23 protein-coding genes are annotated in these 21,945 nt (G+C 66.3%); 15 read left to right on the top strand and 8 right to left on the bottom strand.

Annotated elements, in window-relative coordinates; all coding sequences use genetic code 11:
- Positions 1-68 precede the first annotated feature (68 nt).
- Both VHAB30_RS15115 and ppsA read right to left on the bottom strand, forming a co-directional pair.
- Positions 69-527 carry a hypothetical protein gene (locus VHAB30_RS15115; protein WP_159277548.1) on the bottom strand — a complete coding sequence of 153 codons (459 nt, stop codon included), beginning with the start codon at positions 525-527 and terminating at the stop codon, positions 69-71.
- 214 nt (positions 528-741) lie between these two features.
- On the bottom strand, positions 742-3,138 hold the full coding sequence (gene ppsA, locus VHAB30_RS15120; RefSeq protein WP_159277549.1) for a phosphoenolpyruvate synthase: 2,397 nt from the start codon (positions 3,136-3,138) through the stop codon (positions 742-744).
- 193 nt (positions 3,139-3,331) lie between these two features.
- On the opposite strand from ppsA, the gene ppsR reads away from it, so the two are divergent.
- Positions 3,332-4,153, top strand: a complete 822-nt coding sequence (ppsR, locus tag VHAB30_RS15125; RefSeq protein ID WP_062473023.1) for a posphoenolpyruvate synthetase regulatory kinase/phosphorylase PpsR — start codon at positions 3,332-3,334, stop codon at positions 4,151-4,153.
- 80 nt (positions 4,154-4,233) lie between these two features.
- Here the strand turns inward: ppsR and ahpF are convergent, their stop codons facing one another.
- Both ahpF and ahpC read right to left on the bottom strand, forming a co-directional pair.
- Positions 4,234-5,790, bottom strand: a complete 1,557-nt coding sequence (gene ahpF, locus VHAB30_RS15130) for an alkyl hydroperoxide reductase subunit F (protein ID WP_159277550.1) — start codon at positions 5,788-5,790, stop codon at positions 4,234-4,236.
- Positions 5,791-5,878: 88 nt separating this feature from the next.
- On the bottom strand, positions 5,879-6,442 hold the full coding sequence (gene ahpC, locus VHAB30_RS15135) for an alkyl hydroperoxide reductase subunit C (protein ID WP_062473036.1): 564 nt from the start codon (positions 6,440-6,442) through the stop codon (positions 5,879-5,881).
- Positions 6,443-6,701: 259 nt separating this feature from the next.
- Between ahpC and bfr the strand changes: the two genes are divergently transcribed.
- The 6 genes from bfr (at position 6,702) to VHAB30_RS15165 (ending at position 11,793) form a co-directional block, all read left to right on the top strand.
- Positions 6,702-7,178 (top strand): bacterioferritin, encoded by a 477-nt coding sequence (bfr, locus tag VHAB30_RS15140; RefSeq protein ID WP_062473038.1) that lies wholly within the window; start codon positions 6,702-6,704, stop codon positions 7,176-7,178.
- A gap of 131 nt (positions 7,179-7,309) precedes the next feature.
- Positions 7,310-7,957: a PepSY-associated TM helix domain-containing protein gene (locus VHAB30_RS15145; protein ID WP_095950793.1), complete on the top strand. Its 648-nt coding sequence runs from the start codon at positions 7,310-7,312 to the stop codon at positions 7,955-7,957.
- Between the two features lie 98 nt (positions 7,958-8,055).
- A complete protein-coding gene (locus tag VHAB30_RS15150; RefSeq protein ID WP_174250258.1) occupies positions 8,056-8,556 on the top strand; it encodes a DUF2271 domain-containing protein in 501 nt (166 codons plus the stop codon).
- A 41-nt stretch (positions 8,557-8,597) separates the two neighbouring features.
- Positions 8,598-9,407: a DUF4198 domain-containing protein gene (locus VHAB30_RS15155; protein ID WP_095950795.1), complete on the top strand. Its 810-nt coding sequence runs from the start codon at positions 8,598-8,600 to the stop codon at positions 9,405-9,407.
- 14 nt (positions 9,408-9,421) lie between these two features.
- Positions 9,422-10,432 carry an FAD:protein FMN transferase gene (locus VHAB30_RS15160; RefSeq protein ID WP_159277552.1) on the top strand — a complete coding sequence of 337 codons (1,011 nt, stop codon included), beginning with the start codon at positions 9,422-9,424 and terminating at the stop codon, positions 10,430-10,432.
- Positions 10,429-11,793 carry a sulfite reductase subunit alpha gene (locus tag VHAB30_RS15165; RefSeq protein ID WP_159277553.1) on the top strand — a complete coding sequence of 455 codons (1,365 nt, stop codon included), beginning with the start codon at positions 10,429-10,431 and terminating at the stop codon, positions 11,791-11,793. The genes VHAB30_RS15160 and VHAB30_RS15165 overlap by 4 nt, the downstream gene beginning before the upstream one ends.
- 18 nt (positions 11,794-11,811) lie before the next feature.
- Here the strand turns inward: VHAB30_RS15165 and VHAB30_RS15170 are convergent, their stop codons facing one another.
- The gene (locus VHAB30_RS15170) at positions 11,812-12,033 is read right to left on the bottom strand and encodes a hypothetical protein (protein WP_139140281.1); all 222 of its coding nucleotides are present in this window, start codon (positions 12,031-12,033) and stop codon (positions 11,812-11,814) included.
- Between VHAB30_RS15170 and VHAB30_RS15175 the strand changes: the two genes are divergently transcribed.
- The 7 genes from VHAB30_RS15175 to hemP all read left to right on the top strand — a co-directional run bounded on the left by VHAB30_RS15175 (position 12,032) and on the right by hemP (position 17,852).
- Positions 12,032-14,413 carry a catecholate siderophore receptor Fiu gene (locus tag VHAB30_RS15175; protein ID WP_159277554.1) on the top strand — a complete coding sequence of 794 codons (2,382 nt, stop codon included), beginning with the start codon at positions 12,032-12,034 and terminating at the stop codon, positions 14,411-14,413. The genes VHAB30_RS15170 and VHAB30_RS15175 overlap by 2 nt on opposite strands.
- Before the next feature lie 103 nt (positions 14,414-14,516).
- Complete coding sequence (locus tag VHAB30_RS15180; protein WP_159277555.1) at positions 14,517-15,197, top strand: Fe2+-dependent dioxygenase; 681 nt, start codon at positions 14,517-14,519, stop codon at positions 15,195-15,197.
- Between the two features lie 111 nt (positions 15,198-15,308).
- On the top strand, positions 15,309-15,581 hold the full coding sequence (locus VHAB30_RS15185) for a (2Fe-2S)-binding protein (RefSeq protein ID WP_062473051.1): 273 nt from the start codon (positions 15,309-15,311) through the stop codon (positions 15,579-15,581).
- 104 nt (positions 15,582-15,685) lie between these two features.
- Positions 15,686-16,375, top strand: a complete 690-nt coding sequence (locus VHAB30_RS15190; protein WP_070059744.1) for an energy transducer TonB — start codon at positions 15,686-15,688, stop codon at positions 16,373-16,375.
- 22 nt (positions 16,376-16,397) lie between these two features.
- Positions 16,398-17,114: a MotA/TolQ/ExbB proton channel family protein gene (locus VHAB30_RS15195; protein ID WP_062479023.1), complete on the top strand. Its 717-nt coding sequence runs from the start codon at positions 16,398-16,400 to the stop codon at positions 17,112-17,114.
- Between the two features lie 8 nt (positions 17,115-17,122).
- The gene (locus VHAB30_RS15200; protein ID WP_062479026.1) at positions 17,123-17,536 is read left to right on the top strand and encodes an ExbD/TolR family protein; all 414 of its coding nucleotides are present in this window, start codon (positions 17,123-17,125) and stop codon (positions 17,534-17,536) included.
- 103 nt (positions 17,537-17,639) lie between these two features.
- Positions 17,640-17,852 carry a hemin uptake protein HemP gene (gene hemP, locus VHAB30_RS15205; protein WP_062479029.1) on the top strand — a complete coding sequence of 71 codons (213 nt, stop codon included), beginning with the start codon at positions 17,640-17,642 and terminating at the stop codon, positions 17,850-17,852.
- A 183-nt stretch (positions 17,853-18,035) separates the two neighbouring features.
- On the opposite strand, the gene VHAB30_RS15210 is transcribed toward hemP, so the two are convergent.
- A complete protein-coding gene (locus VHAB30_RS15210; protein WP_056583078.1) occupies positions 18,036-18,443 on the bottom strand; it encodes a GlcG/HbpS family heme-binding protein in 408 nt (135 codons plus the stop codon).
- Between the two features lie 171 nt (positions 18,444-18,614).
- Between VHAB30_RS15210 and VHAB30_RS15215 the strand changes: the two genes are divergently transcribed.
- Entirely contained in the window at positions 18,615-19,316 is a 702-nt protein-coding gene (locus tag VHAB30_RS15215; protein WP_062479032.1) for a Bax inhibitor-1/YccA family protein, read from the top strand.
- A gap of 46 nt (positions 19,317-19,362) precedes the next feature.
- Here the strand turns inward: VHAB30_RS15215 and rlmD are convergent, their stop codons facing one another.
- Positions 19,363-20,799, bottom strand: coding sequence for a 23S rRNA (uracil(1939)-C(5))-methyltransferase RlmD (gene rlmD, locus VHAB30_RS15220; protein ID WP_159277556.1), 1,437 nt, complete (start codon positions 20,797-20,799; stop codon positions 19,363-19,365).
- A gap of 67 nt (positions 20,800-20,866) precedes the next feature.
- On the bottom strand, positions 20,867-21,943 hold the full coding sequence (locus VHAB30_RS15225; RefSeq protein WP_159277557.1) for a sigma-70 family RNA polymerase sigma factor: 1,077 nt from the start codon (positions 21,941-21,943) through the stop codon (positions 20,867-20,869).
- Positions 21,944-21,945 lie beyond the last annotated feature (2 nt).

Here is a 21,945-nt window from a genome sequence, read left to right on the forward strand (position 1 = left end):
GTCGGGCGCGGTATGGCAAGGCAAAGCCGGCGATTATAGCCCTGTGTTGCGCGATCCGACAAGGCACCTCAGTCGTTGAGGGCCTTGTCGAGGGCGGCGGCCTTCTCCGCGCCAACGGCGGCGCGGATCTTGGGCGCCAGTGCCAGGAGGTCTTCGTAGCTGGTCGTGCCTTCGACCTGGAGGTTGAGCCGGAAGCCCATGAGGCCTAGGCCGCCGGTCAGCTGGGTGGCGATCGGGTACGCGTCCTTGTAGCGCTGCTGCCGGCTGCGGCCGGAAGGTGCAGCCGGCGCCGGGGCCGCCGAAACTGCGGGCGCCGCGGCTGGCGGCTGGCCGGCCAGAGGCGCCAGCAGGCCCAGCGCGACCATCTGCTCGACCTCCTCGCGCCCGATGCCCAGCCCTGAGGCCAGCACGTCGTCGATCGAGCGCTTGCCGTCGAACTGAATGAAGGCCGAGCGCTGGCGCGGCGTCAACGGCACCGAACGGTCCTTGAGGACCTGCTGTCCGGCTTCCGTCTTGACAAGAATCATGGGGGTCTCCGGCGAAGTGCTGACACGGGCCCTGACGGGCCCGCATCACCTCAGGCAGGCAGCCGGATTGCGCCGCCTGCGAATGTCACGAGTCTGACACCGGAAACGCACTTTGTTTCATTTGCACGGGCAGGCACGGGGGGAATCCCCCATGGGGATTTCCGCCATCCGTCGCGCTGCACCACGCGGCGGGGCATGCCCGCCGCGTGCAGGCTCAGCCTCTTTGGGCCAGCTGCTGCCAGGTGTCGATCACGCTGTCCGGGTTCAGCGAGATCGACTCGATGCCCTGCTCCGCCAGCCACAGCGCGAAGTCCGGGTGGTCGCTGGGGCCCTGGCCGCAGATGCCGACGTACTTGCCTTCGGCCTTGCAGGCCTTGATGACGCGGCTCAGCAACGCCTTGATGGCCGGGTCGCGTTCGTCGAAGTCAGCCGCCAGCAGCTCGAGGCCGGAGTCGCGGTCCAGGCCCAGCGTGAGCTGGGTCAGGTCGTTCGAACCGATCGAGAAACCGTCGAAGAACTTCAGGAACTCTTCCGGCAACACGGCATTGCTCGGCACTTCGCACATCATGATCAGCTTGAGCGCGTTTTCACCGCGCTTGAGGCCATGCTCGCCCAGCAGCGTGGTCACGCGCTCGGCCTGGCCCAGGGTGCGCACGAAGGGCACCATGATCTGCACGTTGGTCAGGCCCATGTCGTTGCGCACGCGCTTGAGCGCCTCGCACTCCATGGCAAAGGCTTCGCCGAAGTCGGCGCTCAGGTAGCGCGCCGCGCCGCGGAAACCCAGCATCGGGTTTTCTTCTTCCGGCTCGTAGCGGCTACCGCCGATCAGCTTGCGGTACTCGTTCGACTTGAAGTCCGAGAGGCGCACGATGACGGGCTTGGGCCAGAACGCGGCGGCGATGGTCGCGACGCCTTCGGTCACCTTGTCGACGTAGAACGCGCGCGGCGAGGCGTGGCCACGGGCCACCGACTCGACGGCCTTCTTCAGGTCGTTGTCGACATTCGGGTAGTCGAGGATCGCCTTCGGGTGCACGCCGATGTTGTTGTTGATGATGAACTCGAGGCGGGCCAGGCCCACGCCGTGGTTCGGCAGCTGCGCGAAGTCGAAGGCGAGCTGGGGGTTGCCCACGTTCATCATGATCTTCAGATCGATCTCGGGCATCACGCCGCGCTGCACTTCGGTCACTTCGGTCTCGAGCAGGCCGTCGTAGATGAAGCCGGTGTCGCCCTCGGCGCAGCTCACGGTGACGAGCGTGCCGTCCTTGAGCAGGTCGGTGGCGTCGCCGCAGCCGACCACGGCCGGAATGCCGAGTTCGCGCGCGATGATGGCCGCGTGGCAGGTGCGACCGCCGCGGTTGGTGACGATGGCGGCGGCGCGCTTCATCACCGGCTCCCAGTTGGGGTCGGTCATGTCGGTGACGAGCACGTCGCCGGCCTGCACCTGGTCCATCTCGCTGATGTTGTGCACGATGCGCACGGCACCGGTGCCGATCTTCTGGCCGATGGCACGGCCTTCGGCCAGCACGGCACCCTTGCCCAGCAGCTTGTAGCGCTGCTCGGCTTTGCCCTGCTGCTGGCTCTTCACGGTCTCGGGACGCGCCTGCAGGATGTAGAGGTGGCCGTCGGTGCCGTCCTTGCCCCACTCGATGTCCATCGGGCGGCCGTAGTGCTCTTCGATGACCAGCGCGTAGCGGGCCAGTTGCTCCACGTCGGCGTCGCTCAGCGAGTAGCGGTTGCGCTGCTCGGCCTTGACGTCGGTGGTCTTCACCAGCTTGCCGCTCGCCTTCTTCTCTTCGGGAGTGGCGAACTCCATCTGGATCAGCTTGGAGCCGAGGTTGCGGCGGATGACGGCCTTCTTGCCGGCCTTGAGGGTCGGCTTGTGGACGTAGAACTCGTCGGGGTTCACCGAGCCCTGCACCACCGTCTCGCCCAGGCCGTAGCTCGAGGTGATGAACACGACCTGGTCGAAGCCCGACTCGGTGTCGATGGTGAACATCACGCCGGCGGCGCCGAGGTCGGAGCGCACCATCCGCTGCACGCCGGCCGACAGCGCGACCACGTCGTGCTCGAAGCCCTTGTGCACGCGGTAGCTGATGGCGCGGTCGTTGTACAGGGAGGCGAACACCTCCTTCATCTTGTGCAGCACGTCGTCGATGCCGACCACGTTCAGGAAGGTTTCCTGCTGGCCGGCGAACGAGGCGTCCGGCAGGTCTTCGGCGGTGGCCGACGAGCGCACGGCGAACGAGGCGGACGGGTTGCCGGCGCTCAGCGTGGCAAAGGCCTCGCCGATGGCTTTTTGCAGGTCGGCCGGGAACGGCTGGGCCTCGACCATGGCGCGGATTTCAGCGCCGGCCGCGGCCAGGGCGCGCACGTCTTCGGTGTCCAGCGCGGCCAGGCGCTTGCTGATCTTGTCGGCCAGGCCGTCGTGCGCCAGGAACTGGCGGAACGCGTGGGCCGTGGTCGCAAAACCGGTCGGCACGCGCACGCCCTGTGGCAGCTGCGAGATCATTTCGCCGAGGCTGGCGTTCTTGCCGCCAACCGACTCGACGTCGGTCATCCTCAGGTTTTCAAATGGCACGACCAGTGCGGTCGCCTCGAAAAGTGCAGACATGGGGAAGCTCCAGAAGTTGAAACCGGCGCTGCATGCAGACGGCGCAGCACGATCGTTGTCGTTGCTTTGGGTGCGGTCGCGGTGTGCATGGAAAGAATTCGAGGGGGTGGGGAAAGCGGATTCCCGATAATGGCCCGGATTGTAGGCGTGGCAGGTCGCGCGCGCCGCAGGACTCCGTCGCAAAAGCAACACCATGCATACACGCACCGTTTTCTTCGTCTCCGACGGCACCGGCATCACCGCCGAAACCTTCGGCAATGCCGTTCTGGCCCAGTTCGAGATGAAGCCGCGCCACGTGCGGCTGCCGTTCACCGACACGGTCGACAAGGCGCACCAGGCGGTGCGGCAGATCAACCACACGGCCGAAGTCGAGGGCGTCCGGCCCATCGTCTTCACCACGCTGGCCAACATGGACGTGCTGGGCGTGATCGAAACCGGCTGCAAGGGCATGCTGCTGGACATGTTCGGCACCTTCGTGCGGCCGCTCGAGATCGAGCTGGCCATGAAGTCGAACCACCGCATCGGCCGCTTCAGCGACGTCAGCAAAAGCAAGGCCTACAACGACCGCATCGCGGCCATCGACTTCAGCCTGCAGCACGACGACGGCCAGAGCCACCGCGACCTGGAAGGCGCCGACGTGATCCTGGTCGGCGTGAGCCGCAGCGGCAAGACGCCCACTTCGCTCTACCTGGCGATGCAGCACGGCCTGAAGGCGGCCAATTACCCGCTGATTCCCGAAGATTTCGACCGCCGCCAGCTCCCGCCGGCGCTGAGCCCGCACCGCAAGAAGATCTTCGGCCTGACGATCCAGCCCGAGCGGCTGAGCGAGATCCGCAACGAACGCCGGCCCAACTCGCGCTACGCCAGCCTCGAGAACTGCCGCCACGAAATCAGCGAGGCCGAGGCCATGATGCGGCGCGCCGGCATTCGCTGGCTCTCGACGACCACCAAGTCGATCGAGGAAATCGCGACGACGATCCTGCAGGAGTTGCGGCCGGAGCGGCTGGTCTACTGACCCGCCCCACCTGCTCGCACGACAAAAAAAGGGGTGCTATCTGTTCGATAGCACCCCTTTTTATTTCAAAGCCCCTGAACTCAGGCCGGCGCCGTCGTGCGGATCAGGTGGTCGAACGCACCGAGCGCCGCCTTCGCGCCGTCGCCGGCCGCGATGATGATCTGCTTGAACGGCACCGTGGTGACGTCACCCGCCGCGAACACGCCGGGCACCGAGGTCTGGCCGCGCGCATCGACAACGATCTCGCCGTGCTTCGTCAGCTCGACCGTGCCCTTGAGCCAGTCGGTGTTGGGCACCAGGCCGATCTGGATGAACACGCCTTCGAGCTCGACCTTCTTCAGCTCGCCCGATACGCGGTCCTTGTAGACCAGCCCGTTGACCTTCTGGTCGCCGGTGATCTCGGTGGTCTGCGCGTTGGTGAAGATGTCGACGTTCTTCAGGCTCTTGAGCTTGCGCTGCAGCACGGCGTCGGCGCGCAGTTGCGTGTCGAACTCGATCAGCGTCACGTGGCCGACGATGCCGGCCAGGTCGATGGCCGCTTCGACGCCCGAGTTGCCGCCGCCGATCACCGCCACGCGCTTGCCCTTGAACAGCGGACCGTCGCAGTGCGGGCAGTAGGCCACGCCCTTGTTCTTGAACTCGTGCTCGCCGGGCACGTTGATGTTGCGCCAGCGGGCACCGGTCGAGATGATGACGGTCTTGCTCTTGAGCGACGCGCCGCTTTCGAGCTGCACCTCGATGAGGTCCTTGCCCGGCACCAGGGCCTTGGCGCGCTGCAGGTTCATGATGTCGACGTCATAGTCGCGCACGTGCTCTTCGAGGGCGTGGGCGAACTTCGGTCCTTCGGTTTCCTTGATCGAGATGAAGTTCTCGATGCCCAGCGTGTCGAGCACCTGGCCGCCGAAACGTTCCGAGGCAACGCCCGTGCGGATGCCCTTGCGTGCGGCGTACACCGCGGCAGCGGCACCGGCGGGGCCACCGCCGACGATCAGCACGTCGAAGGCGTCCTTGGCGGCGATCTTCGCGGCTTCGCGCTCGACGCCGCTGGTGTCGATCTTGGCGAGGATTTCTTCCAGGCTCATGCGACCCTGGCCGAACTCGGTGCCGTTCAGGAACACGGTCGGCACGGCCATGATCTGGCGTTCCTTCACTTCGTCCTGGAAGGTGCCGCCCTCGATCATCGTGGTGCGGATGCGCGGGTTCTGGATGGCCATCAGGTTCAGCGCCTGGACCACGTCGGGGCAGTTGTGGCAGGTGAGCGAGACGTAGATCTCGAACTCGAAATCGCCGTCGAGCGCCTTGATCTGGTCGAGCACAGCCTGCTCGACCTTAGGTGGGTAGCCGCCGATCTGCAGCAGCGCAAGGATCAGCGACGTGAATTCATGGCCCATCGGCAGGCCGGCAAAGCGCGGGCCGTGGTTTTCGCTCGGGCGGTTGACCGAGAACGAGGGCTTGCGGTGGCTGTCGTCGCGGCTTTCGGTCAGCGTGACCAGCGGCGAGACTTCGGCAACGTCCTTCAGCAGCGACAGCATTTCGCCCGAAGCCTTGCTGTCGTCGAGCGAGGCAACGATCTCGATCGGCTGCGTGGCGCGTTCGAGGTAACTCTTCAATTGGGCTTTGGTGCTGGCGTCAAGCATGGCGGACTCTCTTTCGATAACTGGAAACTATCAACTGGGGACAAAAAAGCCCGGGGCCTCGTGAGCGCCCGGGCTTTGCGCGGGGCGCTTAGATCTTGCCGACGAGGTCGAACGACGGAGCGATGGTCTTGTCGCCGTCATTCCACTTGGCCGGGCAGACTTCGTTCGGGTGCTCGGCGGTGTAGACCGCTGCCTTCAGCTTGCGCAGGGTTTCCTTCACGTCGCGGGCGATTTCGTTGGAGTGCACTTCGGCGGTCTTGATGATGCCGTCGGGGTTGATCACGAAGGTGCCACGCAGTGCCAGGCCTTCTTCGGGGATGTGCACGCCGAACGCGTTGGTCAGCGTGTGGGTCGGGTCGCCCACCAGGGGGAACTTGGCCTTGCCGACGGCCGGCGACGTGTCGTGCCAGACCTTGTGCGAGAAGTGCGTGTCGGTGGTCACGATGTAGACCTCGGCACCCAGCTTCTGGAACTCGGGGTAGTGGTCGGCCGCGTCTTCGACTTCGGTCGGGCAGTTGAAGGTGAAGGCCGCCGGCATGAAGATCAGCACAGACCACTTGCCCTTGAGCGTCTCGTCGGACACATCGATGAACTTGCCGTTGAGGTAAGCCTGGGTCTTGAAGGGTTGGACTGCGGTGTTGATCAGGGACATGTGATTCCTTGGATGCTGCGGTTGGAAAAATAAGCGTGAGCCATGAGTATAACTACCAATATATCATTTTTGATAGATATCAACTATTGAAAGTATTGGAACCCGCTATGTTTGCCATCACCTCGCGCGTCGCCTTGCGCCAGGTCAATACGAACGTGTATCACCATCACACGCATGCAGACCGGCGCAGCATGGGTTTGCTTGCAAGCGTGTGTTCGCCCCTCCGACAATCACCGCTTTCAGAACAAGGAAAATAATCATGAAGGGCGACCCCAAAGTCATCGAACACCTGCAGGCGCAGCTCAAGAACGAGCTGACTGCGATCAACCAGTACTTCCTCCACTACCGCATGCTCAAGCACTGGGGCCTGGACAAGCTGGCAAAGAAGGAATACGAGGAATCCATCGGCGAGATGAAGCACGCCGACAAGCTCATGGACCGCATCTTCATGCTCGACGGCCTGCCCAACCTGCAGGACCTGGGCAAGTTGAACATCGGCGAAGACGTGCCCGAGCTGCTGCGTTGCGACCTCGGCGCCGAAACCGGCGCGCAGGCGACCATCAAGGACGGCATCGCGCATTGCGAATCGGTGCGCGACTATGTCTCGCGCGACCTGCTGCAAGAGATCCTGGACGACACCGAGGAGCACATCGACTTCCTCGAGACGCAGATCGACCTGATCGACCGCGTCGGCCTGCAGAACTACCTGCAGTTGCAAGTGGGCGAGCTCGAGTAAGCACAACGCAACGCCGCCACGGCATTGCAAACAAACGGGGCCTCGGCCCCGTTTTTTATTGCTCTTTACTTAACTTCATAGCCACTGAATAGCAGTCATTCTCATTCGCGCGACTACAATTCGCGCTTTCGATGACTGCCCCCGCCCGTTCCGACAACCGCCGCCGCGCCTATTGGCTCAAGACCCTCCACGAGTGGCATTGGGTCAGTTCCGCCATCTGTCTCGTCGGGATGATCCTGTTCAGCGTCACGGGCTTCACGCTCAACCACGCGGGCCAGATCGAGGCCAAGCCGGTCGTCACCACGCACAACGGCACGGTCGACGACGCGCTGCGCGCCCGCCTCGAACAGCAGCTGCCGGCCGCCAAGGCCCAGCAGGGCAAGGCCCCGCTTCCCACCGAACTGCAAGCCTGGCTGCGCAAGCAATGGGACATCGACACCGCCGGCCGCGAGGCCGAGTGGTCCGACGACGAAATCTACCTCTCGCTCCCCCGCCCCGGCGGCGACGCCTGGCTGCGCCTGAGCCTGCCCGAGGGCGAGGTCGAATACGAGCGCACCGACCGCGGCTGGCTCTCCTACTTCAACGACCTGCACAAGGGCCGCAACACCGGCACGGCCTGGAGCTGGTTCATCGACATCTTCGCGGCCGCCACGCTGGTCTTCTCGGTCACCGGGCTGTTCATTCTCAAGATGCATGCGGGCAACCGCCCCTTCACCTGGCCCATGGTGGGCATGGGGCTGGTGGTGCCGGTGCTGCTCGCGTTGCTGTTCATTCACTGACCGATCCGATCGACGGATCGGCCCGTGCGTCGTCTTTGCTGATTCAGGAAGAAAGAGGTTTTCCCGTGCACCTTCGTTACTCGCTCGCACCGATCGCCATGTCGGCGCTGTTCGCGGCCCCGGCCCTTGCCGCCGGCCTGTCGGTCAACATCGAGATTCCCCGGCTCAACGTGTCGGAGTACCACCGCCCCTACGTGGCGACCTGGATCGAGCGCGCCGACAGCACGATGGCCGGCACGCTGGCCGTCTGGTACGACGTGCGCACCAAGACCAACAACCCCGAAGGCGAAGGCACCAAGTGGCTCAAGGACATGCGCCAGTGGTGGCGCCGCGGCGGCCGTGAACTGGCAGTGCCGGTCGATGGCGTGACCGGCGCCTCCAAGCCCGCCGGCAAGCACCAGTTGAGCTTCACCGAAGGCACGGGCGCGATGCCCAAGCTCGCCCCCGGCGCCTACAAGCTGGTGGTGGAAGCCGCCCGCGAAGTCGGCGGCCGCGAGGTCGTGACCATCCCGTTCCAGTGGCCGCCCACCGCCGCCGCGCAACCGGTCGCAGCCGGCAAGGAAGAGCTCGGCGAAATCAAGCTCGAACTCAAGCCCTGACTTCCGACCGATCCGCCCCCTCTCTCATTCCAAGGACCACCATGACCCGCTTCACCCTGCGCGCCGCCGGCCTCGCCCTCGCCCTGTCCGCCGTTGCTTCCGTGACCCAGGCGCACAACGCCTGGCTGCTGCCCTCGACCACCGTGCTGTCGAAGGCCGACACCGTGAGCGTCGACGCCGCCGTGTCGAACGACCTGTTCGTTGCCAACCACGCGCCGCTGCGCCTGGACGGCCTGCAGATCACCGCGCCCGACGGCAGCACGGTCAAACCGGAATCCGAAGCCAAGCTCAAGCTGCGCAACGTGTTCGACGTGAACGTCGCGCAGCCGGGCACCTACCGCATCGCGGTGGTCAACAACGGCGCGTTCGCCGCCTGGAAGGACAAGGCCACGGGCCAGAACAAGCGCGCCCGCGGCACGGCCGAAACCATCGCCAAGGAAATCCCGGCCGACGCGCAGGATGTGACCATCACCCAATCGGCCGGCCGCATCGAGACCTTCGTGACCGTCGGCAAGCCCTCGGCGCTCAAGCCCATCGGCCAGGGCCTGGAGCTGATCGCCGCCGGCAGCCCGACCGACCTCGCCAAGGGCGAAAAGGCCACCTTCACGCTGCACCTGGACGGCAAGCCCGCCAAGGACCTCGAAGTGACCGTGACCGCCGGCAACACCCAGTACCGCGACAAGCTTGACGAGCTCAAGCTCAAGACCGACGACAAGGGCCAGTTCAGCGTGACCTGGCCGGCCGCCGGCATGTACTGGCTCGACGCCAGCACCAAGGACAGCAAGACCACGGTGCCCCAAGCCAAGGAACGCCGCCTGAGCTACGCGGCCACCCTGGAAGTGATGCCCTGACCCTGCGTTTTTCCTTGGGCCTTTCCTTCAGCACCTGGCGCTCGGGCGGCTACGCCAACGCGGCCGTTCCCCGCCTCGCCGATCCCGCCAGCCTCCAGCAGCTCGGCGGGCAGACGATGGGCACGACCTGGTCACTGCGCTTCGACAACCCGCGGATGCTGCCGCTCGCACAGGTGCGCGAGGCGGTCGAGGCCGCGCTCGCGCGCGTGATCGCGCAGATGAGCCATTGGGAGCCCGACTCCCTCATCAGCCGCTTCAACACCGCGCCCGCCGGCTCGCGCCATGCACTGCCGACGGAGTTCGCACAGGTGATGCAGTGCGCCCTCGCGTGGGCGCAGGCCAGCGGCGGCGCGATCGATCCGACGGTCGGTGCGCTGGTGGCGCGCTGGGGCTTCGGCCCCGCAGCGTCGCAGGACAACGCCCTGCCCTCGCCCGACGCGCTGGCCGCGATCCACTCGAACGTCGGCTGGCAACGGCTGACCTTCGATGCGACCGACCACACGCTGCTGCAACCCGGCGGCGTGCAGCTCGACCTGTCCGGCATCGCCAAGGGCTTCGCGGTGGACCATGGCGTCGACGCGCTGCGTGCGCTCGGCCTCACCGACCTGCTGTTCGAGATCGGTGGCGAGCTGCGCGGCATCGGCCGACGACCCGGCGGCGCGCCGTGGCAGGTGCAGGTCGACACCGAGATGCCGACGCCGCAACGCATCGCCCTGGCCGACATGGCCGTGGCCACCTCTGGCGACCGCTGGCACCGACGCGCCATCGACGGCCGCAGCTGGTCGCACACGATCGATCCGCGCGACGGCGAGCCCGTGGCGCATGCGCTGGCCAGCGTCACGGTGCTGCACCCGCAGTGCATGCAGGCGGATGCGCTCGCCACCGTGCTGACCGTGCTCGGCCCCGTCGAGGGCCTGGCCTTCGCACAGCAGCGCCACATCGCGGCCCTGTTCATCGCCCGCGCCGACGACGGGTCGCTCTCCGAGCGCGCCACGCCCGCGTGGCAGGCGCAGGCGGGCGCATGACCGAGACCCTGTGGCGTGCGCTGGGCGCCAGCGCGACGGTCGCGGCCTATGCCGCGCTGTGCCTGGGCATCTACGCACGCCAGCGGCGGCTGCACGCCACGGCCGCCCGCGAAGCCGCGGCGCTGTCAGCCGGTGACTGCGAGCAAACGTCGCCCACCCTCGTGCTGTTCGCCAGCCAGACCGGCCAGGCGGAAACCATCGCGTGGCAGACCGCGCGGCGGCTGCGCGCGGCGGGCACCGCCGTGCGCGTGATGGCCCTCAACGCCCTCGACAGCGCCACGCTGGCCTCGGCCCGCCGCGCCCTCTTCGTGGCCAGCACCTACGGCGAAGGCGATGCGCCCGACGGCGCCAGCGTGTTCGCCGAGCGCGTGATGGGCGCGCCGCTGGCGCTGCCGTCGCTGCGCTACGCCGTGCTGGCGCTCGGCGACCGCCAGTACGCCCACTTCTGCGGCTTCGGCCGCGCGCTCGATGCGTGGCTCCACACGGCCGGCGCCGTGCGCGACTTCGAACCCATCGAGGTCGACAACAGCGACCCCGCCGCGCTCGCCGATTGGCACGCCCGCTGGGGCGACACGCCGGAGGGCGGCGACGACGCCCCGGCAAGCTTCGCGCCCTGGCGGCTCACGCGGCGCGAACTGCTCAACGCCGGCAGCACGGGCGGACCTGTCTTCCATCTCGGACTCACGCCGCAAGCCGGCGCCCTGCCGCACTGGGCATCGGGCGACCTGGTGCAGGTCGCCATCGCAAGCGACCCGGCGCGGCCGCGCGACTACTCGATCGCCGCCCTGCCCGCCGACGGCGAACTGCAGCTGCTCGTGCGGCAGGAACAGCATCCCGACGGCTCGATGGGCGCCGCGTCGGGCCTGCTCACCTCGACGCTTTCTGTCGGCGACTCCGTGGCGCTGCGCCTGCGGCCGCACCGCGGCTTCCGGCTGGAGGGCAACGAGAACCGTCCGCTGATCCTGATCGGCAACGGCACCGGACTGGCCGGCCTGCGCGCCCACCTGCGCGCGCGCGCCGCGGCCGGCCGCAAGGACAACTGGCTGGTGTTCGGCGAGCGCCAGTCCGCCCACGACTTCCTCTGCCGCCAGGAAATCGAAGCCTGGCAGGCCGACGGCACGCTCGCGCGGCTCGACATGGTGTTCTCGCGCGACCAGGCCGAGCGCTTCTACGTGCAGCACCGCCTGCTGCAGGTGGCCGACACGCTGCAAGCCTGGCTGCGCGATGGCGCCGCCGTCTATGTCTGCGGCAGCCTGCAGGGCATGGCATCGGGCGTCGACGCAGCGCTGCGGCAGATCGCCGGCGACGACCTCTGGGCCGAACTATCGGCCAGCGGGCGCTACCGCCGCGACGTCTACTGAACGGCCCGCGCGGCCTCGTCAGTTGCGCGCCGGCAACGGAGCAGGCGAAACTTTCTGGTTAAAAGCGGCCAGTTGAGCACCTTGGTATTGAGAAGCAATATCATTTGCATCGATTTGCAAAAACCCTTCGCAAATCAGCTCACCCAGCCAGTCTTGCCGCCCTTTTTCTCCCCGAGAGTGCGCCGCCCGGACCCAGCCAGTCGAGCTCTGCCCGCCCGCCCTTTCTGGAGAAAACAACATGGCCTATATCAAGAGCCGCAAACACGCCGTCGCACGCGCCGTTCCTCACCTTTCGGGTGCCGCCGCAGCCACGCTGCTGGCCATCGCAGCCCCCGCCGCCTTTGCCCAGACCGGGCGGGCCCTGCCTGAAGTCCGCGTGCAGGATTCGAGCGCCGCCGACTACAAGACCGACACCTCGGCCAACCCGAAGTTCACGGCCCCGCTGGTGAACACGCCGCAGACCATCCAGGTGATCAAGGAACAGATCATTCGCGAACAAGGTGCGACCACGCTCACCGAAGCGCTGCGCAACACCGCCGGCGTCGGCACCTTCTTCCTGGGCGAGAACGGCAACACGAACACCGGCGACGCCGTCTTCATGCGCGGCTTCGACAGCTCCAGCAGCATCTTCGTGGACGGCATCCGCGACCTGGGCTCGGTCTCGCGCGACATGTTCAACATCGAGCAGGTCGAAGTCGTGAAGGGCCCGTCGGGCACCGACGTGGGCCGCACCTCGCCCACCGGCTACATCAACCTCGTCACCAAGAAGCCGAAGCTCGAAGACAGCTTCCTGGGCTCGCTCGGTTTCGGCAGCGCCGACTACAAGCGCGGCAGCATCGACTGGAACAAGTCACTCAGCAGCGCCAACGGCATCGGCGCCGCCTTCCGCCTGAATGCGGCGATGGAAGACTCGGGCGTGCCCGGCCGCGACTTCGTCAAGAACAAGCGCACGGCCATTGCACCGTCGATCGCGCTCGGCCTGAATTCGCCCACGCGCTTCTACTTCGACTACCTGCACGTCGACCAGGACAACGTGCCCGATGGCGGCGTGCCGACCATCGGTCTGCCCAGCTACTCGAACCCCGATCCGGTCGCTCTCGGCGCACGTCGCCGCAGCTTCCTGAACTACGCAGCACCGGTCGATCCGAAGAACTTCTACGGCACCGCCTACGACTTCAACAAGGTGACGGCCGACATGTTCACAGCGCGCGTGGAGCACGACTTCACGCCCGACGTCACGCTGCGCAACACGACCCGCTACGGCAAGACGAAGCAGGACTACATGCTGACGGCGTTCATGCTCGGCGGCCTGGGCGCCAACGGCAAGGCGCCGCCTTCGAGCAACACCGCGTTTCTCGACACGCCGATCCCGGGCCTGCCGTCCACCTGGACGACCACGCGCAACCTGCCGACCAACAAGAACCAGGAAAACACGATCTTCGTCAACCAGACGAACGTGACCGCCAAGTTCAACACCGGCAGCCTGAGCCACTCGCTCAGCGCGGGCGTCGAGCTGATCCGTGAAGAGCAGTCGAGCCTGGGCTACTTCAGCCCCGGCGCCACGTTCAACGGCAAGGTCGTGCAGAACGGCGCATGGCCCGTGGCCAACCTGTACGCGCCGAACCCGTACGTGAACGGCTACAACCGCATGCTCAGCGGCGCCGACAGCAAGGGCGTGACCAACACGGTCGGCCTGTACGCCTTCGACACCATCAAGCTCAACGAGCAATGGCAGATCACCGGCGGCCTGCGCTTCGATCACTACAGCACCTCGTTCCAGAGCGCGACGCTGTCGACCGCAACGACCAACCCCGGCCTGCCGGTCGGCACGCTGGTGCCCTCGTCGCTCAAGCTCTCCGACAACCTGTTCACCGGCAAGATCGGCGTGGTCTACAAGCCCGCGAAGAACGGCAGCATCTACGCGGCCTACGGCACCTCGGCCCAGCCCCCGGGCGGCGCGAACTTCTCGCTGTCGGCCGCCGGCACGGGCAACAGCGCGGCGCGCACCGACTTCCTGCCGCAAAAGGCCAAGACCTTCGAAGTGGGCACGAAGTGGGATGTGCTGGACGACAAGCTGTCTCTGACCGGCGCGGTCTATCGCACCGACGTGACCAACGAAGTCGTGCAGGACCCGACCAACACCGCGCTGTACTACCAGAGCGGCAAGAAGCGCGTGCAGGGCATCGAGCTGGGCGTGGCGGGCACCATCACGGAACGCTGGGGCATGAGCGCCGGCTTCACGACGATGGACACCAAGGTGCAAAGCGGCCCCAACGTCACCGCCGACGGCACCAACGTGCTGACCTACACGCCGAAGAACTCCTTCACGGCCTGGACCACCTACCAGTTCCCGTTCGGCCTGACGGTCGGCGGCGGCGCGCGCTACAACGGCAAGCTGCACCGCGGCACCGACGGCGCGGTGGGCACGCCGGCGTACATCGACTCCTACTGGGTGTTCGATGCCATGGCGTCGTACCGCATCAACAAGAACGTCGACATCCAGCTGAACATCGCCAATGTGTTCGACAAGCAGTACGCGGCCGCCATCAACAAGAGCGGCTACCGCTACACGCCGGGCATCCCTCGCTCGGCCAAGATCACCGCGAACTTCGCGTTCTGATCCCGACGACCGCGTCGCCTCCGTGCCGGCCCTTGCGGCAGGCACGGTGCGACACTCGAGCCCCGGCCTGCGCCGGGGCTTTTTTCTTGTGGAGTTCGCCGAAATGATGCTGCATGTGCCCGACGTGCTGAGCCCGGACCAGGTGCGCGAGATGCGCGTCGCACTCGACGCCACCCAATGGGTCGACGGCCGCGAAACCGTGGGAGACCAAGGCGCGCAGGTGAAGCGCAACCGCCAGTTGCCGGAGTCTTCGCCGGTCTCGCGCGAACTCGGCGCGACCATCCTGGCGGCGCTCTCGCGCCACGCGCTGTTCTTCTCGGCGGCGCTGCCCGCGCGTTTCGTGCCGCCGCTGTTCAACCGTTACGAGGGTGGCGAGCACTACGGCGTGCATGTCGACGGCTCGGTGCGCGCCGTGCCAGGCAGCAGCCAGCAGCTGCGCACCGACCTGTCGTGCACCCTCTTCCTGAGCGATCCAGAGGATTACGACGGCGGCGAGCTGGAAGTGATCGACACCTACGGCTCGCACGAGGTCAAGCTGCCGGCCGGCGACCTGATCCTTTACCCGGCGAGCAGCCTGCACCGCGTGCACCCGGTCACGCGCGGGGCGCGGGTGTGCTCGTTCTTCTGGCTGCAGAGCATGGTGCGCAGCGACGCCCAGCGCGGCATGCTGTTCGAACTCGACCAGACCATCCAGAAACTGCGCGCCCGCCTGGGCGAATGCGAGGAAACCGTGGCGCTCACCGGCCACTATCACAACCTCTTGCGGCTCTGGGCCGAGGTGTAACACCGGCTTGCAAAGTCCGGTGGCATGTCAGTCATAGTGATTGCAAATGCGATGGATTCTTATTTATAATGAGTCACATCCAACAGCCAGCCAACTGCCGCTTTCACCGCCATGATCGTTTGCGTCTGCCGCCGAGTCTCTGACCGTGAAATCGCACGTCACGTGCGCGCGGGCATGACTTTCGACGAAGTCCAGTTCGAGCTCGGCGTGGCCACCCAGTGTGGCCAGTGTGAAGGTTGTGCCCGCGACATCGTGGCGCAGTGCAGTGTCTCTCACCCGGTCGCCGCCCTGAACTGCGAATCGGCGCCGAGAGCGATCCAGCTTGCCAACTCCATCAAGGAAAGCAAAGCATGGAACTCGTCTCGGCTCTCGGCGGCAGCCTGATCCTCGTCGCCGGCTCTGTCTGGTGGATTTTTCGCAAGTAGCGTCTCTGTAGCGGTTTTGCTGCAATCGGGGCACGATTTGTAGTGCCCGCATTCGAATGGTTGATCGTGTCTGACCGCTTTGCCCCCCCTCCCTCCTTTCTTGGCCTGTCGCGCACTGTCGTCATTGCCGGCGGCGTGATCCTGTTTCACGGCGCCGCGCTGTGGGCGCTGCAAAGCGGCCTGCTGCGCCGGGCCGCCGAAGTGGTGATTCCCGTCGAGATCCTGAGCCAGTTCGTCGAACCGCCGAAACCCAAGGCCGATCCGCCGCCCCCGCCGCCTCCGCCGCCGCAACCCAAGGTGAGCAAGGCGCCGCCGCCGCCGCGCCCGCAGGCCATCCGCGAACCCAAGCCGACGCCCGCGCCGAACGCGACCTCGGGTACCACCGAGCCGCCGCCCCCGCCTGCGCCACCGGCACCGCCCGCGCCGCCGGCCCCTCCCGCACCGCCGCCGTCGCCCCCGGCGCCGCCCGCCGTGCAGTTGCCGTCGAGCAATGCCGACTACCTGCAGAACCCGAAGGCGGTCTATCCCGCCATGAGCAAGCGGCTCGGCGAGCAGGGCAAGGTGATCGTGCGCGTGCTCGTGGGCGCCGACGGCCTGCCCAAGAGTGCCGAGGTCAAGAAGTCCAGCGGCTTCGACCGCCTCGACGAGGCCGCCGTCGAATACATCATGAAATGCCGGTTCGTGCCCGGCAAGGTCAACGGCGTGGTGCAGGCCATGTCTTACGACGCCCCCGTCAACTACGTCCTGAACTAATTTTTCTCTGGAGCAACTTCGTATGGATTCCCAATTTGGCTTGATGAACGTCTGGAATCAGGGCGACTTCGTCACCAAGGCTGTCGCGGTTCTGTTGATCGGCATGTCCCTCGCATCGTGGATCGTGATCATCGTGAAGGCGCTCGACGTCATCAAATACAAGCGCCTGGCCAAGCACTCGCAGGACTTCTGGCACAGCGAAGACTTCGCCACTGCCCTGAACAAACTGGGCACCGACGACAGCAACCCCTTCCGCGCCCTGGCACTCGAAGGCCGCGAAGCCGCCGCCCACCACCGCAACACGAAGGCGCACCTGCATGACGCGCTCGACGTGAGCGACTGGATCACGCGCGCCCTGCGCAACGGCATCGACGCCTTCACGGCGCGCCTGCAGACCGGCCTGGCCATCCTCGCTTCGGTGGGTTCGACGGCACCCTTCATCGGCCTGTTCGGCACCGTCTGGGGCATCTACCACGCGCTGATGAGCATCGGCTCGGCCGGCCAGGCGACCATCGACAAGGTGGCCGGCCCGATCGGCGAAGCGCTGATCATGACGGCCCTGGGCCTGGCGGTCGCCATCCCCGCCGTGCTGGGCTACAACGCCCTGGTGCGCGGCAACAAGTTCGTGCTGACCAAGCTCAACAGCTTCGCCCACGACCTGCACGCCTACTTCGTGACCGGCGCCCGCGTGCAAAGCGGCAGCGGCGAAGCCGTCGTGGTTCCGCTCAAGAAGGGCTGAGCAGCATCATGGCTTTCGGAACGCAAGACGAACCCGATGAGGTGATGAACGAGATCAACATGACGCCGCTGGTCGACGTCATGCTGGTGCTCCTGATCATCTTCATCATCACCGTGCCGGTCATGAAGCATGCGGTCAACATCGACCTGCCCCGCGCCAGCAGCGAACCTGAGCAGCCCAAGCCGCAGAACATCCTGTTCAGCGTCACGGCCGACGGCGCCTACTACTGGAACGAACAGAAGATCGACGACAGCGAGTTACCGAACCGCCTGGCCGCTGAAGCGGCCAAGGAGCCGCAGCCCGAGCTGCACATCCGCGGCGACAAGGCCGTGCGCTACGAGCGCGTGGCCAAGGCCATGGCCGAGGCGCGTGAGGCCGGCGTGCGCAAGATCGGCTTCATCACCGAGCCCGACACGAAGTGATCTGAACGGGGAATGACGAATCGAAAAAAAGTTGATCGCGACGATTGACTTTATATTGAGAATCATTATCATTCACTCATCGCTTCCATAAAGGGAACTCCAGATGCCAGCCACCCCGAATGCCTTTTCTGTCCTGAACCACCCTTCGCTCGACCAATCGGGTGGCGGTCATGCATCGATCCAGGCAGCGCGTCCGGCGCCGATGGTCGAAAGCACGGAGCTTCTGAAAGGAAGCAAGACCGTGGGCATCATGCACAACGGCTCGCTCTACCGGCTTCAAGCCACCAAACTCGGCAAGCTGATCCTGACCAAGTAGGTCGTTCAGCCCGCCCCTCGCGCAAGTTTCATCGTGGGGCGACTCGAGGAGATTCATCTCCGAAGGGTCGTTTTTTGCTAGCCAACGGTTCGCCGACTAGCCAAGCTTTTTTTCACGCTGAAGCCCCGAAAAAGAAAACGCCGACCATCTGGTCGGCGTTTTGCTTTGGGCGAATGAAAAGGCTTACAGGCCGAGCGCGGCGATGCCGGCCTTGGCGATCTGCGCATCTTCGTTCGACTTCACGCCGCTCACGCCCACGGCGCCGATGACGTGGCCGTCCTTCACGATCGGCACGCCGCCTTCGAGCAGGCCTTCCACCAGGGGCGCCGTCAGGAACGCGGTGCGGCCGCCGTTGATGATGTCTTCATAGACCTTGCTCTCGCGACGGCCCATGGCGGCGGTGTGCGCCTTGGCGGGAGCGATGTGCGAGGACAGCGCGGCGGCGCCGTCCAGGCGCTGCAGCCAGAGCAGGTTGCCGGCGTCGTCGGAGATGGCGATGGTCACGGCCCAGTTGTTCTTCAGGGCCTCGGCTTCCGCTGCAGCGGCGATGGCCTTGACGTCGGCGAGTTCGAGGAAGGATTTGGTCTTCATGGATAGGCTCAGGTTGCGTCGAAACCCGACAGCATAACGGCGGGGCGCCGTAGCGTCCCGCGGGGGCTTAAGAACAACGGGCATACGGTCTTTGCAAGGCCCCCTCTTGCAGCCCCCTAGAATGCGCCCAACTGCGTGTCATTGCATGCAGCAACCTCAGGAGCTTCGGCCATGAACGACCGTGTGACCACCCTCGACACTTCCACCGGCTACGGCCAGACACTGCCGCAGGCCGAACGCCAGCGCGTGCTGCGCAATACCTACTGGCTGCTGGCGCTGAGCCTGCTGCCCACCGTGCTCGGCGCCTGGATCGGCGTGAGCACCGGCATCACCCGCTCGCTCACCGGCGGACTCGGCCTGATCGTCTTCCTGGGCGGCGCCTTCGGCTTCATGTTCGCGATCGAGAAGACCAAGAACTCCGCCGCCGGCGTGCCGGTGCTGCTGGGCTTCACCTTCTTCATGGGCCTGATGCTGTCGCGCCTGCTCGCGATGGTGCTGGGCTTCAAGAACGGCCCCGAGCTGATCATGACGGCCTTCGGCGGCACCGCCGGCGTGTTCTTCGTGATGGCCTCGCTGGCCACGGTCATCAAGCGCGACCTGTCGGGCATGGGCAAGTTCCTGTTCGTCGGCGCCCTGGTGCTGATGCTCGGCGCCGTCATCAACGTCTTCGTGGGCTCGAGCACCGGCATGCTGGTGATCTCGGTGGCGGCCATCGGCATCTTCTCGGCCTACATGCTCTATGACCTGAAGCAGATCATGGACGGCGGCGAGACCAACTACATCAGCGCCACGCTGGCCCTGTACCTGGACATGTTCAACGTGTTCCAGAGCCTGCTGGCCCTGCTGGGCATCTTCGGCGGCGAGCGCGACTGAGCGGCTTGCTCCGAACCCAAGAAAAAAGGCCCCGAGGGGCCTTTTTTCATTCCAGCTCGAAGACCGCGATCGACTCGACGTGCGCGGTGTGCGGGAACATGTTCACCACGCCCGCGAAGGTGCAGCGGTAGCCCGCCTGGTGCACCAGCAGGCCGGCGTCGCGCGCCAGCGTCGACGGGTTGCAGCTCACGTACACGATGCGCTTGGGCGGCGTCCAGCCACCGGTGCGCAGTTCAGGCTGCTGGTGCAGGTCGGCCATCGCCTTGGCCAGCGCGAAGGCGCCTTCGCGCGGCGGGTCGACCAGCCACTTGTCGGCGCTGCCATCGGCCACCAGCATCTCGGGCGTCATGTCGAACAGGTTGCGTGCAACGAACCGGGTGGCCGACAGCGCACGCCGCTCGGGCGTTGCAGGCTGGTTTCTCTGGAAGTTGTCGGTCGCGCGTGCCACCAGCGTGTCGCTACCCTCGATGCCGAGCACCTCGCGCGCCTGGCTCGCCAGCGGCAGCGTGAAGTTGCCCAGGCCGCAGAACCAGTCGATCACGCGCTCCTCGGGCTGCACGTCGAGCAGGCGCAGCGCCTTGCCGACCAGCGCGCGGTTGATGTGCGGGTTGACCTGGGTGAAATCGGTGGGCTTGAACGGCATCGTCACGCCAAACGCGGGCAGGCGATAGGCCAGCGGCGTGCCGCCCTCCTCCAGCAGCTTCACGGTGTCCGGGCCCTTGGCCTGCAGCCACCATTGAACGCCCTCGTTCTCGGCGGCGAACGCCTTGAGCCGCCCGATGTCGGCGCCCGACAGCGGCTCCAGGTGACGCAGCACCAGGGCGATGGTGCCCAGCGCGGTCGAATCCGGCGCGTCGCCGCAGGCCAGCTCGATCTGCGGACAGGTGTCGCGTGCGTCCATGGAACCGATCAGCGCGCGCAACGGCATCAGCATGGCGCTGACCTGCTTGGGCAGCACGGGGCAGACCTGCATGTCGGCCAGGTAGCGGCTCTTGCGCTCGTGGAAGCCGATCAGCACCGTGCCCTTCTTGACCACGTGGCGCACCGACAGGCGCGCGCGGTAGCGGTAATGCCAGGCCGGGCCTTCGAGCGGGCGCAGCACGTTCTCGGGCTTGACCTTGCCCAGGTGCCAGAGGTTGTCTTCCAGCGCACGCTGCTTCACCGCCACCTGGGCGGCGGCGTCCAGGTGCTGCATCTTGCAGCCGCCGCACGCGCCCGTGTGCAGGCCGAAGTGCGGGCAGCCGGGGCGCACGCGCTGCGAGGATTCGCGGCGGATCTGCGTGACCGTGCCCTGCTCCCAGTTGTTCTTGCGGCGGTGGACGTTGAACTGCACTTCCTCGAAGGGCAATGCGCCTTCGATGAACACGACCATGCCGTCGGACTTGTGGGAGACGCCTTGCGCGTCCAGGTCGAGCGACTCGACCTGGAGCCATTCATCGGCGGGGCTCGCGGGGACTTTCTTTTCTTCGATGGATTCCGTCATCCCCCGATTGTCTCAGCGTGGCCGGGGCGGTCCGGCCGCGACGGGTTACCTTCTTTTCTTCACACCGCTAGAACAGCGCGTCGCGGCCGACGCCGGAGCGCGCCAGCTGCTTGCGCATCTTGGCCAGGGCCTCGTTCTGGATCTGCCGCACGCGCTCGCGTGTCAGGCCCAGCCGCACGCTCAGCACCTCGAGCGTCTCGGGCTCCCGGTCGTGCAGGCCGTAGCGACCTTCGAGCACCTCGCGCTCCCGCGCGTTGAGGGCCTGCACCCACTGGTCGAGCAGGCGCTCCACCTCGTGCGTGTGTGTCACGCCGGCGGGGTTGCCCTGCTCGTCGTCAGAGGCCACGGTGTCGGCCAGCGTGAAGCCTTCTTCGCCGCGCGCGTCGCCCGCATCGAGCGAACGCGGCGCCTCGGCTAGCGCCAGCAGGTCGGCCACCGCCTGCACCTCGCGGCCGAGCAGCGCGGCCACGTCCTCGACGCGCACGCCGTCCGGCCGGCTCGCCAGGAACTCCGCGTCGCCCTCGAGCGTGCGGCGCGCCCGCAAGACCTGCTGCAGCTCGCGCACGACATGCACCGGCAGGCGAATCGCCCGCGATTGCGTGATGACGGCGCGCTCGACCGACTGGCGGATCCACCAGGTCGCATACGTGGAGAAGCGAAACCCGCGTTCGGGCTCGAACTTCGTGATGGCATGCATCAGCCCGAGGTTGCCTTCCTCGATGAGGTCGGACAGCGGCATGCCGCGCCCCAGGTAGTTCTTGGCGATGTTGACCACGAGCCGCAGGTTGTGCTCGATCATCGACTGCCGCGCCGCGAAGTCGCCGGCGCGTGCGGCGCAGGCGGTGGTGTATTCCTCGGCGGGAGTGAAGAGCCCGGTGCGCCGGACCTGGCGCAGGTAGATGGTCAGGGCATCGGCGCCCTCGCCGCCCATGACCTCGGCGGCGGTGCCGTGAGGCGGGGCCGATGCTGCGGAGGAAGTCGATGGGTCCGCTGCGGGGTCGTCGGGAAGAGAGTCCGTGCTCAGCGGCTCGTCGCCGCTGTCCTGATGACCATTGCGGCCACCGCCGTTGCTTCGAGGTGAAGGGCTGCCCTGCCCCGCCAGCCCGCGCACGGGCAGTGTGCGGAGAGGGCGGGAGGCAGCCATGG

Source organism: Variovorax boronicumulans (genome assembly GCF_009811375.1).
Classification (GTDB): domain Bacteria; phylum Pseudomonadota; class Gammaproteobacteria; order Burkholderiales; family Burkholderiaceae_C; genus Variovorax; species Variovorax boronicumulans.